The organism is Microbulbifer salipaludis (assembly GCF_017303155.1).
Classification (GTDB): Bacteria; Pseudomonadota; Gammaproteobacteria; order Pseudomonadales; family Cellvibrionaceae; genus Microbulbifer; species Microbulbifer salipaludis.
On record NZ_JAEKJR010000003.1, the window covers coordinates 173,667 to 194,140 of the forward strand.

The 20,474-nt window shown below is 56.2% G+C and carries 16 protein-coding genes and 2 tRNA genes; 7 read left to right on the top strand and 11 right to left on the bottom strand.

The features are described 5' to 3' along the window. Positions 1-42: 42 nt before the first annotated feature. The 7 genes from JF535_RS15970 to JF535_RS16000 all read left to right on the top strand — a co-directional run bounded on the left by JF535_RS15970 (position 43) and on the right by JF535_RS16000 (position 4,936). Entirely contained in the window at positions 43-975 is a 933-nt protein-coding gene (locus tag JF535_RS15970) for a ribose-phosphate pyrophosphokinase (RefSeq protein WP_242524081.1), read from the top strand. Positions 976-1,160: 185 nt separating this feature from the next. Beyond that, positions 1,161-1,799, top strand: coding sequence for a 50S ribosomal protein L25/general stress protein Ctc (locus tag JF535_RS15975; protein WP_207004120.1), 639 nt, complete (start codon positions 1,161-1,163; stop codon positions 1,797-1,799). Between the two features lie 41 nt (positions 1,800-1,840). Beyond that, positions 1,841-2,440, top strand: a complete 600-nt coding sequence (gene pth, locus JF535_RS15980; protein ID WP_066962591.1) for an aminoacyl-tRNA hydrolase — start codon at positions 1,841-1,843, stop codon at positions 2,438-2,440. A gap of 64 nt (positions 2,441-2,504) precedes the next feature. After that, on the top strand, positions 2,505-3,596 hold the full coding sequence (gene ychF / locus JF535_RS15985) for a redox-regulated ATPase YchF (protein WP_207004121.1): 1,092 nt from the start codon (positions 2,505-2,507) through the stop codon (positions 3,594-3,596). A 106-nt stretch (positions 3,597-3,702) separates the two neighbouring features. Beyond that, positions 3,703-4,617: a DMT family transporter gene (locus JF535_RS15990; RefSeq protein WP_207004122.1), complete on the top strand. Its 915-nt coding sequence runs from the start codon at positions 3,703-3,705 to the stop codon at positions 4,615-4,617. Positions 4,618-4,745: 128 nt separating this feature from the next. Then, positions 4,746-4,822 (top strand) — tRNA-Met (locus tag JF535_RS15995). Positions 4,823-4,861: 39 nt separating this feature from the next. Continuing rightward, a tRNA-Gln gene (locus JF535_RS16000) sits at positions 4,862-4,936 on the top strand. 76 nt (positions 4,937-5,012) lie between these two features. Here JF535_RS16000 and JF535_RS16005 read toward each other — a convergent pair. From JF535_RS16005 to edd, 11 genes are all read right to left on the bottom strand, one after another. Continuing rightward, a complete protein-coding gene (locus tag JF535_RS16005; protein WP_207004123.1) occupies positions 5,013-6,074 on the bottom strand; it encodes a sulfite exporter TauE/SafE family protein in 1,062 nt (353 codons plus the stop codon). Next, a complete protein-coding gene (locus tag JF535_RS16010; RefSeq protein ID WP_207004124.1) occupies positions 6,071-7,594 on the bottom strand; it encodes a tryptophan halogenase family protein in 1,524 nt (507 codons plus the stop codon). The genes JF535_RS16005 and JF535_RS16010 overlap by 4 nt, the downstream gene beginning before the upstream one ends. A gap of 21 nt (positions 7,595-7,615) precedes the next feature. Then, complete coding sequence (locus JF535_RS16015; protein WP_207004125.1) at positions 7,616-9,181, bottom strand: tryptophan halogenase family protein; 1,566 nt, start codon at positions 9,179-9,181, stop codon at positions 7,616-7,618. 22 nt (positions 9,182-9,203) lie between these two features. Continuing rightward, positions 9,204-9,920, bottom strand: coding sequence for a SapC family protein (locus JF535_RS16020; RefSeq protein ID WP_207004127.1), 717 nt, complete (start codon positions 9,918-9,920; stop codon positions 9,204-9,206). Positions 9,921-10,036: 116 nt separating this feature from the next. Continuing rightward, the gene (locus JF535_RS16025) at positions 10,037-12,580 is read right to left on the bottom strand and encodes a TonB-dependent receptor (RefSeq protein WP_207004128.1); all 2,544 of its coding nucleotides are present in this window, start codon (positions 12,578-12,580) and stop codon (positions 10,037-10,039) included. A 380-nt stretch (positions 12,581-12,960) separates the two neighbouring features. Further along, positions 12,961-14,397 (bottom strand): pyruvate kinase, encoded by a 1,437-nt coding sequence (gene pyk, locus JF535_RS16030; RefSeq protein ID WP_207004130.1) that lies wholly within the window; start codon positions 14,395-14,397, stop codon positions 12,961-12,963. A gap of 162 nt (positions 14,398-14,559) precedes the next feature. Then, complete coding sequence (gene gap, locus JF535_RS16035; RefSeq protein ID WP_066962567.1) at positions 14,560-15,573, bottom strand: type I glyceraldehyde-3-phosphate dehydrogenase; 1,014 nt, start codon at positions 15,571-15,573, stop codon at positions 14,560-14,562. A gap of 105 nt (positions 15,574-15,678) precedes the next feature. Beyond that, positions 15,679-16,308 carry a bifunctional 4-hydroxy-2-oxoglutarate aldolase/2-dehydro-3-deoxy-phosphogluconate aldolase gene (gene eda, locus JF535_RS16040; protein WP_207004133.1) on the bottom strand — a complete coding sequence of 210 codons (630 nt, stop codon included), beginning with the start codon at positions 16,306-16,308 and terminating at the stop codon, positions 15,679-15,681. Positions 16,309-16,346: 38 nt separating this feature from the next. Then, positions 16,347-17,057 (bottom strand): 6-phosphogluconolactonase, encoded by a 711-nt coding sequence (gene pgl, locus JF535_RS16045; RefSeq protein ID WP_207004135.1) that lies wholly within the window; start codon positions 17,055-17,057, stop codon positions 16,347-16,349. A gap of 35 nt (positions 17,058-17,092) precedes the next feature. Continuing rightward, on the bottom strand, positions 17,093-18,550 hold the full coding sequence (gene zwf, locus JF535_RS16050) for a glucose-6-phosphate dehydrogenase (RefSeq protein ID WP_207004137.1): 1,458 nt from the start codon (positions 18,548-18,550) through the stop codon (positions 17,093-17,095). 58 nt (positions 18,551-18,608) lie between these two features. Beyond that, the gene (gene edd, locus JF535_RS16055; RefSeq protein WP_207004138.1) at positions 18,609-20,441 is read right to left on the bottom strand and encodes a phosphogluconate dehydratase; all 1,833 of its coding nucleotides are present in this window, start codon (positions 20,439-20,441) and stop codon (positions 18,609-18,611) included. Between the last annotated feature and the right edge of the window lie 33 nt (positions 20,442-20,474).

Sequence of the window (20,474 nt, forward strand, 5' to 3'; positions counted from 1 at the left end):
CTTCTATCCCCAACGAAAAAGGTACTCGCAGTGGCTGACTTAATGGTCTTCACCGGCAACGCAAACCCGGAACTCGCACAAAAGATTGTTGAGCATATGGCGATACCGCTGGGCGAGGCGGTGGTCAAACGCTTCTCCGATGGGGAGATTGCGGTAGAAATCACCGACAATGTGCGCGGCCGGGATGTGTTCGTGGTGCAGTCCACCTGCCAGCCCACCAACCGCAACCTGATGGAACTGATCCTGCTGGTGGACGCGCTGCGCCGCGCATCGGCGGGCCGCATCACCGCCGTCGTGCCCTACTTTGGTTACGCCCGCCAGGATCGCCGGGTGCGGTCTCAGCGCGTACCGATTTCCGCCAAGGTGGTCGCAGACATGATGGTCAGCGTGGGCATCGACCGCGTACTCACCGTCGACCTGCACGCGGAGCAGATCCAGGGCTTCTTCGACGTACCGGTGGATAACGTGTACGGCTCCTCCGTACTGCTGGACGATATCGAGCGCCAGGGATACCAGGACCTGGTGGTCGTCTCCCCGGATATCGGCGGCGTGGTTCGCGCCCGCGCAGTGGCAAAGAGCCTGGACTGCGACCTGGCCATCATCGACAAACGTCGTCCGGCGGCCAATGTGGCCGAAGTCATGAACATCATCGGTGAAGTCAGCGGCCGCACCTGCCTGCTGGTGGACGACATGGTGGATACCGCCGGCACCCTGTGCAACGCTGCCAGCGCGCTGAAAGACCACGGTGCCACGAAAGTCGTGGCCTACTGCACCCACCCGGTGCTGTCGGGCAAGGCCATCGAGAACCTGAACAACTCGGTCATGGATGAGCTGGTCGTCACTGACTCCATCCCACTGGGTGACAAGATGGAGAAAGCGCCGAAGATCCGCCAGCTGACCCTCTCGGCCATGCTGGCCGAATCCATGCGCCGCATCAGCAACGAAGAATCCCTGTCCGCGATGTTCCGGTCGTAATACCCGGCCTGAATCTTCTCTCGTGAAGCGCTGGCATTCGCCGGCGCTTCCCCTTAGAATACGCGCCCGCCCGGCACTGCCGGGCGTTTACTATTGGGCGTTTCAATAGATTCTGCCCCTTTTATAGCAATGCCAGAAGGTTCCGGTCGCAGGTCCTTCTGGACAGACAACCTGAGGTTTACCCCATGTCTGATTTTAAACTGAATGCCAGCGTCCGTAGCGACGAAGGGAAAGGTGCGAGCCGCCGCCTGCGTCGCCTGGAAGCAAAAGTTCCGGCCATCATCTACGGTGGCGAGTCCGAGCCGCAATCCATCGCCCTGCTGCAGAAAGATATGTTCAAGGCGCTGGAAAACGAAGCGGTTTTCTCTTCCGTTCTGACCCTGAGCGTCGACGGCAAAGAAGAGACCGTGATCCTGCGCGATCTGCAGCGTCACCCGGCCAAGGCCATCCTGCTGCACGCTGACTTCCAGCGCGTATCTGCCAACACCAAAGTACACGTTAAGGTACCGCTGCACTTCCTGAACGAAGACAAGTGTAAAGGTGTTAAGGCTGGCGGTATCGTATCGCACACCCTGACCGAGCTGGACATCCAAGCGCCGGCCTCCAAGCTGCCTGAGTTCATCGAAGTAGACCTGGCGGACCTGGAGCTGGACGGCACTGTTCACATCTCCGACATCAAACTGCCGGCTGGCGTTGAGTCTGTGGACCTGGCGCACGGCGAAGACCACGACCTGGTTGTCGCTTCTGTGCACAAGCCGCGCGGTGCTGTTGAAGCCGACGCCGAAGAAGGCGAAGGTGAAGGCGAAGAGTCCGGCGAAGCCTAAGTCGACTCTCGTTCAGGTCTCCTAACTATAGGTAAAGCACCTTGAGCAAGGCTCCGGACACGCCCATCCAGTTGATTGTGGGCCTGGGAAATCCAGGCCCCGAATACGACCGGACGCGACACAACGCCGGGGCCGACTTCGTCTCCGAGCTGGCCCGTATCCACGGTGCCCAGCTCGCGCCAGACAGCAAGTACCACGGCCTCACCGGCCGTGTGCGAATCGGCGGGCAGGATATCCGCCTGCTGATTCCCACCACCTTTATGAACCGCAGCGGCCAGGCAGTGGGCCCGCTGGCGAATTTCTTCAAGATTCCCGTAGAGGCTATTCTGGTCGCTCACGATGAGCTGGACCTACCCTGCGGCACTGCACGCCTGAAAAGTGGCGGCGGTCACGGGGGACATAACGGCCTGCGCGATATCATCGCCGCCCTGGGAAATAATCGGGATTTCATGCGCCTGCGCCTTGGGGTTGGCCATCCGGGCAACGCCCGGGACGTGGTCAATTACGTACTCCAGCGTGCGCCCCGAGTGGAACAGGACCAACTGGCCGAGGCCATCGATCGCGCTGTAGATGCGCTCCCCACCGCCGCCAGCGGCGACTGGAGCGGAGCCATGAAAGCACTGCACACCAAATCCAAGTAGACAGTGTCTGCCACCGGCGCACCCTGTCTCAACGCACCACAAGATTCACAACAGGATTCACACCATGGGTTTTACTTGCGGCATCGTCGGCCTGCCCAACGTGGGCAAATCCACTCTGTTCAATGCCCTGACCAAAGCGGGGATCGACGCAGAGAATTTTCCCTTCTGCACCATTGAACCGAACGCCGGCATCGTACCGGTACCAGACCCGCGCCTCGACAAGCTCACCGAGATTGTCAAACCGCAAAAAGTCATTCCAACCACCATGGAATTCACGGACATTGCGGGCCTGGTAGCGGGCGCGTCCAAGGGTGAAGGCCTTGGCAACAAGTTCCTCGCCAACATTCGCGAGACCGATGCCATTGCCCACGTGGTGCGCTGCTTTGAAAACGACAACGTCATCCACGTGGCCAACCAGGTAGACCCGGTTGCCGACATCGAGGTGATCAACACAGAACTGGCGCTGGCGGACCTCGACACCGTAGATAAAGCCCTGCTGCGCTACACCCGTGCAGCCAAAGGCCAGGACAAGCACGCCATTAAAATGAAGGCGCTGCTCGAAAAGGTGCAACCGCACCTCAACGAAGCCAAGCCGCTGCGCTCCTTCGGTCTCACCGACGATGAACTGGAGGGCCTGCGCGAGCTGAGCCTGCTGACCGTCAAGCCCACCATGTACATCGCCAACGTGGATGAAGACGGCTTTGAGAACAACCCGCACCTGGATGCGGTATCCGCAATCGCCGCGGAAGAGAATGCCGTACTGGTGCCCATCTGCAACAAGCTGGAATCGGAAATCGCCGAGCTGGACGATGACGAGAAAGCCGAATTTCTCGAAGAGCTGGGCATGGATGAGCCGGGCCTGAACCGCGTCATCCGCGCCGGTTACAACCTGCTAAGCCTGCACACCTACTTCACCGCCGGCGTCAAGGAAGTAAGGGCGTGGACCATCCCTCAGGGCGCCACCGCGCCGCAGGCCGCAGGCAAGATCCATACCGACTTTGAAAAAGGCTTTATCCGTGCAGAAGTTGTGAGCTATGACGACTTCGTGGCGCACAATGGTGAGGCCGGGGCCAAGGAAGCCGGCAAATGGCGCCTGGAAGGCAAGGACTATGTGGTCGTTGACGGCGACGTGATTCACTTCCGCTTCAACGTCTAACCCCCTTCCACCAGCCATTCGGCAAATCCGGCGCCCCCAGTGGGCGCCGGAACACGCGCCCGCTATTTCGCGCCCCACACCCATCCCAGCACCATCAAAGGTTGCCATGTACCAATCCAACTGGAGAGTCGGCCTGCCACTGGCCCTGACCACCGCCTTTCTGTGGGCGCTGCTGCCCATCGCCATGAAAGGCCTGATCGCCGACATGGACTCCACCACCGTCACCTGGTTTCGCTTCTTTGGCGCCGCGGTGTTTGCGGGTATCTGGTATGGCTGGCGCAGGGACCTGGACTTGCGCAGCCTACTCAAGGGAAAACTGCTGCCCTATTCCCTGCTGGCGGTGGGCGGCCTGCTCGGTAACTACATCGCCTATGCCACGGGACTCAACTACATCACCCCCGGCGCTTTGCAGGTGCTAATTCAGCTGGCACCGCTACTTCTGCTCATTTTCAGTGTGGCTTTCCTGGGGGAGCGCTTCTCCCCGCGCCAGTGGATGGGCGTGGGATTGGTATGTCTCGGCCTGCCGCTGTTTTTCAACCTGCGTATTCAGGAACTCATGGCAGGGGAAGATCGCGAGTACCTGATTGGCGTAGGACTGGTGGTCATCGCCGCAGTCACCTGGGCGGTGTATGGCCTGTTTCAGAAAAAGATTGTCGCCCAGTCACGGCCGCAAAACCTGCTGATGCTGATCTACATCGCCGGGACGCTGTGCTTTCTCCCCATCGCTCAGCCCACCAGCGCCCTGCAGCTGGACGCCCTCGGCTGGGCACTGCTGCTGTTCCTGACCGCCAATACCCTGATTGCCTATGGCGCCTTCGCCAAAGCCATGAGTGCCTGGGAGGCGTCACGGGTAAGCGCCACACTGGCGCTGGTTCCACTAATGACCCTGGCGCTGAGTGCCCTTATCGGCACTGCGTGGCCCGAGTACATTGCGGTAGAGCCCATGAACTGGATCAGCTGGGTTGGCGCAATTACCGTCGTAATGGGCTCTCTGCTCGCCGCCATCGGCCGCGGCCGCTGATCTCCGCGGGCCATCCCCGGTGAAAAGTAGTTTACGCGCTAAGCTACTGATTAATTTACTAAAAAAGTATTGACAGCTCCCCGAGGTCGCCCGATAATGCGCGCCCTCGGTTAGCCGAGACTTTCAGTGGCAAGGTAGCTCAGCTGGTTAGAGCGCAGCACTCATAATGCTGAGGTCGGGAGTTCAAGTCTCCCCCTTGCTACCATTTTCCCTCTGTGAGAAACCAGACTCACAGCACCTTTACTGGGGTGTAGCCAAGCGGTAAGGCAGCGGGTTTTGATCCCGTCATGCGAAGGTTCGAATCCTTCCACCCCAGCCATTTACGAAAAAGGCGATCTCGCATGAGATCGCCTTTTTTATTTTCACGCGAATTCCATTACGCGCAGTATGCGCAATCAAGAACCCGCTGCCAGATGACTCACCGGAAGCGCGTCGTCTTCAGCTACTATCGCATTACGATTGCCCGCCCTGCGCAGGCCAAGCAGCCGCAACGCCTCAAAGCCGGCGAGACACACCAGCACTGAACACAACGCGATGAGCGTACCCGCCAGCCCCAGCGTCGCCCTCTCCGACACACAGGTCCAGATAAGCTGCACAATGCACAACAGGGCTACCACCAGCAAGGTGGGCTTGCGGCCAATCAAACCAACCACAAACACCCCGAGTGGCGCTCCGAGCGCCACCACCGGCGCCGCCGCAAGCCAGTTGCCCAACACCCCCGGTTGCCAGTCGCCGGTCACACTCTTCACGACAACACCCACCACCGAAGAAAACGCCATGATGACCACGGATGTAGGGATGGCCACCTTCAAATCCACCCTGCTGAGCAACACCAGGGCAGCGTAGATCACCATATCAATTCCCACCCCGGTCACTGATACCGCCGCGAAACCAGAAACCGCCCCCAGTAACAACCCCACGCGAAAATCCTTGGGACAGCGCGGATCACCGGCATGGTCGTGCGCGGTGATTTCACGCAGGCGATACAGGTGCAATATGCCGAAGCTGCCCCAGATCACCGCAAACGAGAGCTTGACCCACAACTCGGGAATCAGGGGCGCGAAATAGAGAATACCCAACGGCGTCGCCAGCAGGCTGCCGAGAAGCGCGCCACGCAGCATGGACCAGGCCAGCAGCTGACGACGGCAGAAAATGAAAATACTGGCGCTCACCATACCGATGGACTGCACCGCAAAACTGAAATCCCGGCCGAGACTGGCAGGCATATCAAACAGCAGCACCAACACCGGAAAACCGACGGTGCCGCCCCCCATAGGGGTAGAGCCCGCGGCGTAACTGCCAATAGCCATGGACAGCGCCATCGGCCAGTGTTCGGCAACCACAGCCCATAGGCCCTGACTGGATACGAACAGTGCCCACAGGCCATAGAATCCCCCCAACCAGATTAGCCAGGGCGAAATCCAACTCAGGGTTTGACGCAAAAATAAAAATCTCATGGCCCTGTCAGACTTACCTTTTTGGCATGCATCGCCTGAAGGAATTGCGCGTGATCGAGAGTTCCAGCTTTCGCGCGCACCAACAGCTGTGAAAACCGCTGGAATATACCTTCTAACTCACCTTCTGACATTGCGAAGCGGAGCTCAGGGTAGTGCTGCATGCCGTACAGCACATAGCGATAATTGGCGTCAGTGAAAATACTCGCGTAACTGCCGGCAAAGTCCTGATACTCACAAATTTTGCGCTTCCAGAGAGGCAACTTCGACTTCAACCAAGCACACCCTTCGACAGTCGCGGGCGCTGCCCGCCAAAACTCACTATCATCCCGATCAGACAAGCAATAATGAAGCACGATGAACTGCTTTAGATCCTGATAAAAGCCCCGCATTTTCTCGTTGTAGGAGTCACGCAGTACACCACTACCATCATCACCGGCCAGATGAGTTGCCAACAGGCTCACCCCCAGATGAATCATATGTAAGCCAGTCGACTCCAAGGGCTCAATAAAGCCGCTAGAAAGCCCAATAGCCGCGCAATTCCCAACCCAAGTATTTCTGCGACACCCGACCTTCATGTCAAGGTGGGTACACTTGAGCACGCCAGCTTCAGGGCCCAGAAAATCCCTCAGTTCTCTTTCAGCATCTTCCGGCGAAATTCGCCCACTGTCGTACACGTATCCACTACCCTGGCGATTTACCAGGTCAATCTGCCAAGCCCAACCAGAAGATAGGGCCGTTGCAACGGTATAGGACCGCGGATTCGTCCCCATTGGGAACTCACGCTGAATCGCCACCGCCTTATCGCAGGGAAGAACATCGGCAAACGACTCCCAGTTATCCGACTGGAGCTTTTCAAGCAAAAGTCCACGAAATCCCGTACAGTCCAAAAAGAAGTCACCGGCAAAGGCCCCTTGGTCGGTCTGCACCGACAAAATTTTTCCGGCGGCGACCTCCACATCTGTGACAGTGGCCTCAATGTGCCTCACCCCCTGCTCCACGGCCTTGCGCCTCAGGAACCGGGCTAAAAGCGTCGCATCTAGGTGATAACCGTATGGCACCGCCCCCTGATAATTTGAGGAGGACGCTCCCTTCGGGCAATGCCCCCACTTTATTAGATGAGAATTTACACTGACGCCTTCGTCGTAACGCTCTTGCGACTTACGTCCGCCGACAAACCACGCGCTCGAGATATCCACAGAGCCACCAGGCTGCTGCTGATCAAAGGGATGGAAGTACTCATGGGTCTGCCCTGCAATCGGCTTCTTCCAATTACGGAACATTATGCCCGACTTGATAGTGGCATTTGTTTCAGCCATCAATTCGGCTTCATCCAAACCCATAGCGCCGAAGAAAAAACGAATACTGTGGACGGTTGCTTCACCGACACCAATAATACCGATGTCAGGGCTCTCTATGACGTTAACCTGGAAGTTTTTTACTTCTCGATTGAAATAACGATTGAGGTAGATGGCGGCCATCCAGCCGGCACTTCCCCCGCCCACAATATTCAATGTTTTCATGGTACGAGACTGCATAGGCGGCTATATTTTTTGTAACCCGTATTTTTTTATTCTTTCAATCAAGGTTCGGTGCTCTGGCAAACTGCCGAGCAGCCGAGAAGAAAAATTCGAGATTTCATCCATCCGGCTAACCGCGTCCGCCATCATCGGATGGCGCCCCAATACATGGGGACCAACATCGGTAGCAAACTCCATCCCATAAAGGACGTATTGATAATTCGCGAGATTGAAAATTTCCAACTTACTGGGAAACTCATAAACACTGGGCGGCTGCGACTGCCAAAGTTGCAGCTTTTCCTGCAGTGATTCCGGAATGGAGGAAGGGTCGCAATTCTCTATCCAAAACGGGTGATCCCTGCGCTGACTGATGCAGTAGTGCAGCTTTACGAAATCAATCACTCTGTCCCAGGCATAGTGAACCGCGCGGTTGAATTGTTTGGCAACTAGCGGCATCACGGAGCGACGCGCAGGAAAAGTATCCGCCAGCATTCTGGCCGTCGCGTCATATACTAGAATTCCGGTGGCTTCGAGCGGTTCCACAAAACCCTGTGATAAGCCAATTGCAACGCAATTATTTTTCCAATAAGTTTCCCGATGCCCCACGCGCATGGGAATTCTGCGCACCGATATCCGGCCTTCATCGTCGCCGAGATAGCCTCGAAATACGGCCTCCGCACGATCATGATCCGTGTGTGCACTCGAATATACGTAACCGGTGCCGCGCCTTTCGGACAGGCCGATATCCCAGGTCCAGCCGCTCTCTTGGGCAGTGGAGATAGTAAAGCTAGGGATTGGAGTGCTGGAATCGGAATAAGGTAGCTGTGCTGCCAACGCGTAATCCGCAAACAGCACATCACGCTTGTCAACAAATTCAACCCCGAGAGACTGCCCAAGCAGCAGAGAAGCAAACCCGGTGCAATCAATAAAGATATCCGCTTCCAAGTTTTCACCTGAGTCAATCGTAACTGAAGAAATATCTCCAGATTCACCGAGATTCACTCGCTGTACATCCGCAAGGACGTGCTTGACCCCAAGTTTATCCACACCGTGCCGGGTTAGCAGTCGGGCAAACTTGGCAGCATCAAGATGGTAGGCATAACTAACAATCCCCTCATACTCCGGCACCGTCATATCTTTGGGGCCAAGCCCCTTATCACAGATAACTCCCTGGACAGATACCGCATCCACGAAACTGCGACTATTGCCGTTTTGCAGCCAATAAGGCGTCAAATCTCCGGCCCCACTATCGGGATAATCGAATACGTGATGGTAGTAATCAGGGCCTATAGTGCCAGGGGAGCGAACCCAGTTCACAAACTTGATTCCCTGCTTGAAAGTGGCATCGCATTCGCGAACAAATTCGGTTTCGCTAATGCCTAGATAGCGCAAGGAATCCCTGATCGCGGGTACGGTTCCCTCACCGACACCAATGGAGGGAATATTCTCGGACTCGACCAACGTCACTTGGACGCCAGCGGGAGAGGAGGAAGCAAGCTTCTTGGCGAGGTGGCAGGCCGACAACCAGCCGGCCGTGCCACCCCCGACTACCAATACTCGCTTTATTTGCTCAGAGCTATCGATAGTCATGGTATCAAATTAGGCTCGAATATCAGACACCGGCCTGCATCTTGGCCAGACGGGAAAACTGGTGCATAGAGCCGAGCTGCGCGAACAGCGGTGGCAGGAAGCCACGCTTGCGGAAATCGGCGAAATCTTCTTCACTGAGTTCACCCAGCTTCTTTTCATCGACCATGTAAATACCGGTCAGATTGATCTTCTCACCACCGGCATTGACCGCAACGTTCTGAGTGGTCAGCAGGTCTTTTTCGGCGAGGATGGTGATGAACGCTTTGGTCATCTGGTCACTTTCCAGGTAGCCCACCAGCGCCTCTTTCTTGGCCTTCAGGTATTCGGACTCTTCACCAGATTCGGTGAACAGGGCCTCACCCTGCTCTTCACCCACAACTGGGCTGTTTTCAACCAGACCCACCATCAGCTGCTCTTTATTCTCACCAGCAGGCGCCAGAACGAACGGATGATTGCGCACAGCGCCGGGAACGAAAACGCCTTTCCAGCTTTCGCCGTCAACAAACAAATTTTCGCCTACTTTCAGGCTCAGCAGCGCAACAGACTGGAATTGGCCCGTATCGGAGTTCTTGACGAAAACAATCGGGTATTCCGCACCCAGTCGGGCGAATTCGTGAGCAGTTACCGGCACCATGTGGGCATTCTTAACGTGCTCAAAGGTCCCCAGTTCACGGACTTTCAGCTTACCGTGAACGTCGCTGCGAAGAGGTACGATTTTTGGGGCTTCTACAGTGGCCATACAACACCTTATTCAATTGGAAGTTATTCTAAAAAGCCCGCCTAGTATATTTTTCATACGAAAAAAGGGAAGTAAAAACTTCCCTTTTTCCGTTACATCACGAAATCACCTCGCCATTAGAACTTGTAAGAAGCTCCAATGTTGATGCGACGAGCAGTTTCGTACTCATACAGCGGGAAGCCGGCAGTGAAACCAGTTCCGGGAGCGGGCTCAGCATTGTTACCCAGCTGAACAGATTCCTCTGCCAACAGGTTGTTCACGTCGAGCTTAACATCCAGGTTCTCAGAGGCATACCAAACTGCGCTCAGGTCCAGGCTACCGAAATCGTCGTGCAGGCGGTTGCCGTATGCACCCGACTCACGAATCATGTACTCACTACGCCAGTTGTATGCAACACGGGCAGAGAACATGTCATTTTCGTAGTAGCCAGTAAGGTTGTATACATTCTCAGAGCTATCGCTCAGGAACGGATTACCATCGGTGAAGGTCGCTTCATCGGTTTCAGTGTCAGTCCAGGTATAGTTCACGATCGCACCAAAACCGTTACCGAAGTCTTGCTGGTAACCCAGTTCGATACCTGTGATTTCAGCACTTTCGCCGTTGTCTTTTTCCTGAACAGTCCAGCCGAACGGCACTTCACTATCAGGCAGTTCGAACGGAATCTCACTAGCGGAGGCACTGTACTCACTGATCGTTACAAAGTTGCTAACGTCTTTGTAGAAGACACCACCAGAAACCAGAGAGCCTTCAGCGAAGTAGTATTCAACGCCCAGATCAAACTGGTTAGCGAGGAAAGGCTCCAAGCCGACGTTGCCCACTACCCAGAACTGGTTGTTGTCAATTTCGTCGTTAGCACCGATGGGGCTCGGGTTAACGTACATATCCACGTACTGCGGGCGAGCCATTACCTTGGCAGCTGCAGCGCGGACAATAACGTCTTCGCTGAGGTTGTAAGCCAGGTTAAAGCTCGGCAACACGACAGAGTAGTCAGCATTGGTTTCAGAGCGGACACCGTCGATGTAGTAAGTAGAGGTAGCATCGGTTGTTACGTAGCGCAGACCGAAGTTACCACGCACATCACCCATCTCGTAGGTGGCCATCGCATAGATTGCTGAGTTGGTCTCATCAATCTCGCTGTAGGATCCGAGATCCTCGACTTTACCGGTGATTGAAGCCTTGGCCCATGCCTTAAGCGCTTTATCATCCAGGCGCGGAATTTGATAGCTGCCGGCACCAGCATCGATAGCACCCTTGATGATACCGTCAGTAGAGATTACCGGATTGAAACCATCTGCCTGAGTAAACTCAAAGCGTCGACTAGTGGAGTTGTGATCGGCTGTTTTGATACCGGTCTTGATTGAATTGATCGCACCAAACTCAACGTCAAACTCAAGATCCGCTTGGAAATAAGTCTCGTCGTCGGTTTTCGGGGTCGCGTTGAAGTTAGGGCCAGTACCCATGGCCAGAGAGCCCGGATCATAGCTGCCCAGATCAAATCCATTCAGGTCCCAAGACTGACCGCCGCCGAAGAAGTCATAGGTAGCACCGTCCAGCGCAAAGCCGCCGGAGCCATCATCTACAACCATTTCGAAGTCGGTACCGCCGGTAGAAGAGGTAGAGCCAGCCTGGAAGCTTGCTTCGTAGCCCTCACCAGAGTACGTCACGGACAGGTCAAACACGTCGGAATTCATGGTCGCTTCACGCGGGCGCGCCTGCAAGTAGGCCACGTTCAACGGACCACGCGCAGTAGTACCATTGATCTGGTCTGCAGGATCAACATCAACGCCACACCAGCCACAGTTGCCCTGAGTCAGCCACAGCGCGTAGTTGGTGTTATCAGCCTCCATCTGCATATCGATAGCGTTGAACACGATATCGAGATTTTCGGTAGGCTGGTACTGGAAAGTAGCATTGACCGCAGAGCGCTTACGCTCTTGCTCGAAAGCAACCGGACCAGCACCCCACTCCCAGAATGCTTCGTTGCCCTGCCGCTGCAGCAGACGCTCTTGCGAAACAGCGGAAACCAGCACACCAAAGGTTTCTGAATCGTTCTTCCAGCTGGCCAGGCCAGAGAACTGAGGGTCGGTAGAATCAGAGTCTGACTGCTGGGAAGCTTCAACAGACGCGCGCAGTGTCAGGCCATCCAAATCCAACGGCTTACGAGTGTTAATGATTACAGTACCACCCACACCACCTTCAGCGAGGTCGGCCTGGGAAGCTTTGTATACTTCAATGTCACCAACCAGTTCGGAGGGCAGCAGCTCATAGTTGAAGCTACGTTTGGCGGGCTCGAGTACAAACCAGCCGGTAGAAGCAACGTTTTGGCCGTTCAGTGTGGTCAGAGTCAGATCATTACCTGCACCGCGAATAGACACCGCAGCGCCCTCACCAAATTGGCGCTGGATGGTTACACCAGGTACACGCTGCAGAGACTCAGCAACGTTTTTGTCTGGGAATTTGCCGATATCTTCGGAAGAAATAGCATCGACAATAGAGTAAGAGTCACGTTTGGTGCTGAGAGCATCCTGCAGAGAACCACGAATACCGGTAACGGTAATCTCTTCCAGAGCTGCTTCTTGAGCAACTGCCAGTGGAGCCATCAGGCCTCCACTCAGTACAGCTGCGCTGATCGAGAGAGCGAGTTTGTTGCGCTTAAGCATCGATTTCCCCTTCCTTTTTTATAGATATAAAGGTTTGGCTAGAAACTTTTTATTCACCTTGTACCGCCAAATGATAGCGCTGTCATTCGTTTTTATGATAGCGCTGTCATTCTCAAGATCGACAATACACACAATGCAATAAAAAAGCTACCGCTACGGGGAGAAAAAATCCGGGTAATTTGTCGCTTAATGCGATTTCAACCTGCCATTTATGACAACTGACGCGCCACCGGTACAGGGTCCCCCGGGGGAATAGAACAAAAATCACTCAAAATGAGTGACCAGTCGGCCACCCAATGTTTTACTCACGCAGTATTTCTCACCGGAAACACCTACCCCGGCTTCCATGCCGGGGCGGCCCGCCAACTTGTGAGGGTGCGCTATTCAATTTCCTTGATGCGCATGGAGCTGGTGCCTCCGCCCATATTCAGGCGCTCACCCTGGGTAATCAGGATGCGCTGGCCTTTCTGCAGGGTAATGCGGGAACCAAGCACTTCAACGATGGCATCGGTCAGGTGGCCAAGGGGTACGGAAGCGGGATCAAACTCGATGGGGTCCACTCCGCGCAGCAGTACCAGCTGGCGAGCAACCCGCGGGTGACGGGTCAGGGCGTAAATCGGGAGCTGCGAAGTGGCCCGGGACATGATGCGCGGGGTGCGACCGGACTCGGTCAGGGCAGCTACGGCACACAGGTTTTCCACCCGCGCCGCCGATTCGATTGCAGCCTGGGCAATCACGGTATCAATGGTTTCCGATGCGGAGCGGTCGGCCGCCGGGCGTGAGGTAGTGCCCAGATACTGTTCGGCACCGACCACCACCTCAGCCATGGATTCGACGGCGGCAACCGGGAAGTCGCCCGCGGCAGTTTCCGCTGACAACATGACCGCATCGGTGCCGTCGAGCACGGCGTTAGCCACGTCCATCACCTCGGCGCGTGTTGGGGTAGGATTGGTAATCATCGACTCCATCATCTGCGTCGCGGTGATTACACCGCGGTTCAGTGCATTGGCCCGATTGATCAGCTTTTTCTGCACACCCACCAGCGCGGCATCGCCGATCTCCACACCGAGGTCACCACGCGCGACCATAATGACGTCCGACGCGAGGATAATATCGTCCATCTGCTCGTCGTTGCCAACGGCCTCCGCGCGCTCTACTTTGGCGACAATTGCGGCGTTACTACCGGCTTCGCGCATGGCCTTGCGTGCTATTTCCAGGTCTTCGCCACTGCGCGGAAAGCTTACTGCCAAGAAATCTACATCCAGTTCAGCGGCGAGCTTGATGTCCTCGTAGTCTTTTTCGGTCAGTGCCGGTGCCGACAGCCCACCACCTAGCAAGTTGATCCCTTTGTTATTGGAGAGCTTGCCACCCTGCAATACCCGACAGAACAACTTGCTTTGGGTGCCGCCTGTTACTTCCAAACGAATCTTGCCGTCGTCCAGTAGCAGGATATTGCCCGGCTTGCAGTCGGCGATCAGGGACGGATAGTCCACACCGACACGCTGCTGGTTTCCGCCCTCCTTCGGGCAGTCGGCGTCGAGGGTGAACTCAGCATTGTTCTCAAGAAAAATGCTGCCTTCGGCGAAGCGCGCAATTCGTATCTTGGGGCCCTGCAGATCACCCAGCACGGCGACCAGGCGGTTTTGCTCAGCGGATGCACGACGCACCTCTTCCACACGCTTGCGGTGATCGTCGGCACTGCCGTGGGAAAAGTTCAGGCGTACGACATTGACGCCGGCGCGGATAATCTCGTCAATGACACGAGGCTTGTCGGTACCCGGGCCAAGTGTGGCAACAATTTTTGTATGGCGAATCATAGTGGTGGTATTCGTTAATCGATTGGGAGTGAGACGGACTTTGTTCTTATGGCAGCCAACGCAGACTGTAGAAAACAAAACCGGGGCGGGTATTGCACCCACCCCGGTGCGATAGCTTTTCCGCTATCTGACTGCTACCGCAGCCACGGGAACTGAGCCAGATTACAGGCCCAGCGCTTTGGCCATTGCCAGGCTGGTGTCGAGCATACGGTGAGAGAATCCCCACTCGTTGTCGTACCAGGCCATGACTTTCACGAGGTTGCCGTTTACACGGGTGTGATTGGCGTCAAAGTGGCTGGAAGCAGAGGTGTGGTTGAAATCCACAGATACCAGCGGCTGCTCGCAGAACGACAGAACACCGCCTTTGATGGTGCCCGCAGCGTCGCTCATGATCGCATTGATCTCGTCCACCGTGGTTTCGCGGCTGGCGATAAACTGGCAGTCCACCAGGGAGACATTGTTGACGGGTACGCGTACCGCCATGCCATCCAGCTTGCCTTTCAGCTCTGGTAGCACCAGGCCCACAGCGGCGGCAGCGCCGGTCTTGGTCGGGATCATGTTGTCTGCGGCAGCGCGTGCACGGTAAATATCCTTGTGCACCGCGTCTTGGGTATTCTGGTCATTGGTATACGCATGTACGGTGGTCATGAAACCGCGCTCGATGCCAATGGCTTCGTTCAGCACTTTGGCCACCGGCGCCAGGCAGTTGGTGGTACAGGACGCATTGGAAACGACTTTGTGCTCTGCAGTAAGTTTGTCGTCATTCACACCGTAGACCACAGTAAGGTCGGCATCGCCGGAGGGGGCAGAAATCAGCACCGCCTTGGCACCGGCCTGCATGTGCTGGGAAGCCGCTTCTTTACCGGTAAACAGACCGGTACATTCGAGCACCAGATCTACTTCCAACTCGCCCCAAGGCAGCGCAGCAGGATTGCGCTCCTGGCACACCTTGACCATATCACCACCGATAACCAGGTTTTCGCCTTCCACAGCAACTTCGGTGGTGAAGCGGCCGTGTACGGTGTCGAACCGGGTAAGATGAGCATTGGCTTCCACCGGCGCAAGATCATTGATGGCAACCAGCTGGATGCGATCGTTGTATCCGGATTCATAAATCGCACGCGTTACATTGCGGCCAATTCGACCATAACCATTGATAGCAATTCTGAGTTTCATATCGCTACACCCTCTGTATCTAGAAAATTTATGATTTTTTATCGTGGCACCGGGTATACCCCCCCCGGCACGCAGTTCTATTCGGTAACAAATCCAGGCGCGGCCTTAGCCTTTCAGCAAGGAGGCCTCTTTTGCCAGGCGAGTAATTTCCGCCCAGTTCTTTTCCGCCACCAGTTTCGGTGCAGCCATCCATGAGCCACCCACACACACGACGTTGGCCAGATTGAGGTAATCCTTGGCATTCTGAGGGCTAACACCACCCGTTGGGCAGAACTTCACTTTCCCCAGAGGGCCGCCAATAGATTTCAGCATAGGGATGCCACCCGCTGCTTCAGCGGGGAAAAACTTCTGGTAGTGATAACCGCGCTCCAGCAAACGCATCACCTCGGATGGATTTGCAGCACCGGGCAGCAGAGGAACGCTGGTGTCTTCGGCCGCACCCAGCAGTGCTTCGGTTGCGCCGGGACTGACCATAAAGGTCGCACCAGCATTTACCGAGCGACGAATATCATCACCGTTCAACACAGTGCCGGTCCCCACGTGGGCATCCGGCAAGTGCTTGGCGATTTCCTCTACGGCAGCCAGTGCGGCTTCAGTGCGCAGAGTCACTTCCAGCACATTCAGACCGCCTTCAACCAGCGCCTGCGCCAGCGGCAGGGCGTCGCTCACCTTTTCGACTACGATCACCGGCACTACGCCAGCTTGTTCCAATACGGGTACCAGAGTCTGTTGCATCATCACTTCCTAAAACTTTAATTTTTCTGCTTATTACTTCAGGGGGCCCAGTACACAGTCACTGGCTTCAGCCCCTGCTTGAGGATGCTGCGCACTGGCATTTCTTGCTCGTCATCGCCCAACAAGGCCTGGCGATAGACTTTCAATTTTTCTTCGCCGGTAATCAGCAGCTTGATTTCCTTTGCCTGCAAAATCGCTGCAAGCGTCAGAGTCATTCGCTCGGTGTGCGCACCGGTTACCGCACTCTGTTTCGCGGTAATGGCCTTGCACAGCTTCTGCGATTTCACATCCAGCGCTTCGGCCAACCCTTCGGCGAACGGGAAGAAAGACGCCGTGTGTCCATCGTTGCCCATCCCCAGAACACAGACATCGAAAGGCCTCGGCAACTCTTGATAGACACGCTCGCAGTCGGCCTCGCCCTCTGCCGGGGTCGGAGCAGCGTTTTTCATTCCGAGACAAGGCGCTTTGGCCGCTTCGTTTTGCAACAGGCTGTTGCTGATAAACGCCAGGTTACTTCCAGGCTCATCTTTCTCTACCCAACGCTCATCCACCAGCGCCACGTTAACGTTGTTCCATGGCAATGGGCGACGGGAGAGCTCGCGGTATACCGGCTCGGGAGAGCTCCCACCGCTAACCAGAAACGTGGCCTGGCCATTTTCCTTGATACCCGCGTGCAATGCCGCAGCACACTCATTCGCCAGTGCCAGAGTGAGTCGCTCTCGATCCGCAAAAAATTTCTCTTCAACCATGTCATTCAGACCTTGTTAATGGTTTCTGTAACCACTCAGGGGTTGAACCAGTGGTGACCGTTTTCAGCGAGTAGCTGATTGGATGCCTGCGGCCCCCAGGTGCCAGCGCGATATAACTGCGGCTGATTGGCGGTTTCGCGCCAGTGATCGATAATCGGGTCAACCCAGGCCCAGGCTGCAGCAACCTCTTCACGATGAATAAACAGAGCAGAATTATTGGCCGCTGCATCCAGCATCAGGCGCTTGTAGGCATCACTCTTGAAGCTGTCGTAGGTATCCGACAGAGTGAGGTTCAACTCCACCGGCTGTAGCTCCATGGTGAGGCTGTCCATTTTTTTGGCCATCAAAACCAGCTTGATGCTCTCTTCCGGCTGCAGGCGGATGACCAGCCGATTGGGCAGTACTTTGCCCGCTTCAGGCTGATACACACTGTGGGATACATTCTTGTACTGGATAACAATTTCCGCACAGCGCTTTTCCATACGCTTACCGGTACGCAGATAGAAAGGCACACCGGTCCAGCGCCAGTTATCAATGTGCGCGCGAATGGCCACAAAGGTCTCGGTGGTGCTGTTGGGCGCCTTGAGCTCTTCCAGGTAGCCCGGCACCAGCTCAGTCCCCAGGCCACCGGCAACGTATTGACCACGTACAATATTCCGGTCTACTTCCTGATCGGTCAGCGGGCGCAGCGCTTCCAGAACTTTGATTTTTTCCGAGCGGATGTTCCGCGCAGACATACTGTTAGGCGACTCCATCGCAATCAGGCACAGCAACTGCAGCAGGTGGTTCTGCACCATATCGCGCATTGCACCGGTGTCATCGTAAAAACCCGCGCGCCCCTCGAGGCCCACGGTTTCGGAAATACTGATCTGAATGTGGTCGATGGTTTTTGCATCCCACAGGTGCTCAAACAGGACATTGCTGAAACGCAGTGCCAGCAGGTTTTGAACAGTTTCCTTACCCAGGTAATGATCGATGCGGAAAATGCTTTCTTCCGGGAAGAACTCGGCAATCTTGCTGTTGATTTCGTCGGAAGTTTTGGCGTTGTAACCCAAGGGCTTCTCTACCACTACCCGAGAGTTCTCGTGGATCAAGCCTTTTACCGACAGATTTTCGCAACAGGGACCGAATACCGCGGGAGGAATGGCGAGGTAAAACAGACGCGTGCGCTCGGTATCCTTGCCGAGGATATCTACAAGGCTATCCCACTGTTCATCCGGCTTGGAAATATCCAGCGCTACCGCGCGCAGCTGTGCGCTAAAGCCTTTCCAGTTTTTATCGCTGTACTCGCCGTCGCGCAGATGGGTTTTCAATGCCTGTTGCGCGGTTTTCAGATAGACGTCCGCGTCTTCCTGGCGACGACACACCGGCAGGATGCGGGATTCCGCATTTAGGCCGCCCTCAATATATGCCCGGTACAGGGCCGGGATCAGTTTGCGCAGTGACAGATCGCCGCCACCGCCAAAAAGTACCATGTCGAATGCGTTAGCCATTGTTTTTGCTCTCAAGCCATTTCAGCGCGCGCCTATCGGCGAGCGCTGCTGAATTCAGTTAAAAAAGAATGCTGCCACCGGTTTCTGCGCCGCTGGCGAGCTTGCGCATATTGGTAAACAGGTCGCGCCCCATGCCTGTGGCATTGGCGGACAGGTCGCACTCCGCTGGCGCGCGTGCCGCCAGCTCTTCATCACTCACATGCACTTTGAGAACGCCGGCTTCCGCATCCAGCTCTACAATGTCTCCGTCCTGGATCTTTGCGATTACGCCACCTTCCAGTGCTTCCGGGGAGAGGTGGATGGCCGCCGGCACTTTACCGGAGGCGCCAGACATACGGCCGTCAGTAACCAGTGCCACCTTAAAACCGCGGTCCTGCAGTACGCCGAGGGACGGCGTCAGCTTGTGTAGCTCCGGCATACCATTAGCCTGCGGCCCCTGGAATCGCACCACCGCCACAAAATCTTTTTCCAGCTCACCCGCCTTGAACGCATCGAGCATGTCGTCCTGGCTGTTGAATACCACCGCCGGCGCTTTCACTTTCAGCTGCGGGGTCTTCAGCGCGGACACCTTGATCACGCTGTTGCCAAGGTTGCCTTTCAGCAGTTGCAGGCCACCGTGGCTGGAGAAAGGATCTGCGGCGGGACGGATGATGTCCGGATTGCCGGACTCTTCCGCGGTTGGCCGCCACACCAGTCCGTCCTTGTCTTCATTCAGGAACGGATCGTAGGTGTAGGGCTCCATACCGGAATCGCCGAGAACGGTCGCCACATCGTTGTGCAGCAGACCCGCGCCCAACAATTCGCGAATCAGGTATTGCATGCCACCGGCGGCGGCGAAGTGGTTGATGTCCGCGGTGCCGTTCGGATACACGTGGCACAGCAGTGGTACCACTTCAGACAGCTCGGCCATGTCTTGCCAGGTGATCTGGATACCCGCAGCTCGCGCCATGGCGATCAGGTGCATAGTGTGGTTGGTGGAACCACCGGTGGCGTGCAGGCCGACGATGCCGTTCACGAACGCTTTTTCGGAGAGAATTTTGGCGATGGGCGTGTAGTTGCTGGGCTCGGAAATCTGCACCAGCTGCTTGACCGCCTCTTTGTTCATCGCATCTCGCAGCTCGGTGGCGGGATTGATAAAAGAGCTACCCGGCAGTTGCAGGCCCATGATTTCCACCAGCATCTGGTTGCTGTTGGCGGTGCCGTAAAAGGTGCAAGTGCCCGGGCTGTGATAGGAAGCACTCTCCGCCTCCAGCAACTCCTTGCGGCCAACCTTACCTTCCGCGTACAGCTGACGAATACGTACTTTTTCCGCGTTCGCCAAACCGGTGGGCATCGGGCCGGCGGGAACGAATACCGCAGGCAGGTGGCCAAAAGACAGCGCACCGATCACCAGGCCGGGCACGATCTTGTCACAAATGCCCAGGTACATGCCGCCATCGAACATATCGTGGGACAGGGAGATGGCCGTGGCCATGGCAATCACATCGCGGGAAAACAGGGACAACTCCATCCCCGGCTGCCCCTGGGTGACGCCGTCACACATGGCGGGCACGCCGCCGGCCACCTGCGCGGTGGCGCCGTTGCGGAGCGCTTCCGCCTTGAGCATTTCCGGATAGGTGCCGTAGGGCTGGTGGGCCGACAACATGTCGTTGTAGGCATTGATGATGGCGAGGTTGGGGCCCTGCCCGGATGCAATGAGATTCTTGTCGTGGTCACTGGACGCCGCCATGGCGTGCGCGAGGTTGCCACAGGACAGCTTGTGGCGCGCGCGCCCCTTGCCTTGGGCTCGCTCCACCTGGGCCAGGTAGCTGGCCCTGGTGTCTTCGCTGCGGTGGATGATCCGGTCGGTAACCGCCTGGATACGACTGTTTACCACTGTTTTGTTTGCCATTTGTCTAACTCTTCGTTTTTTATCAGCCCGTCA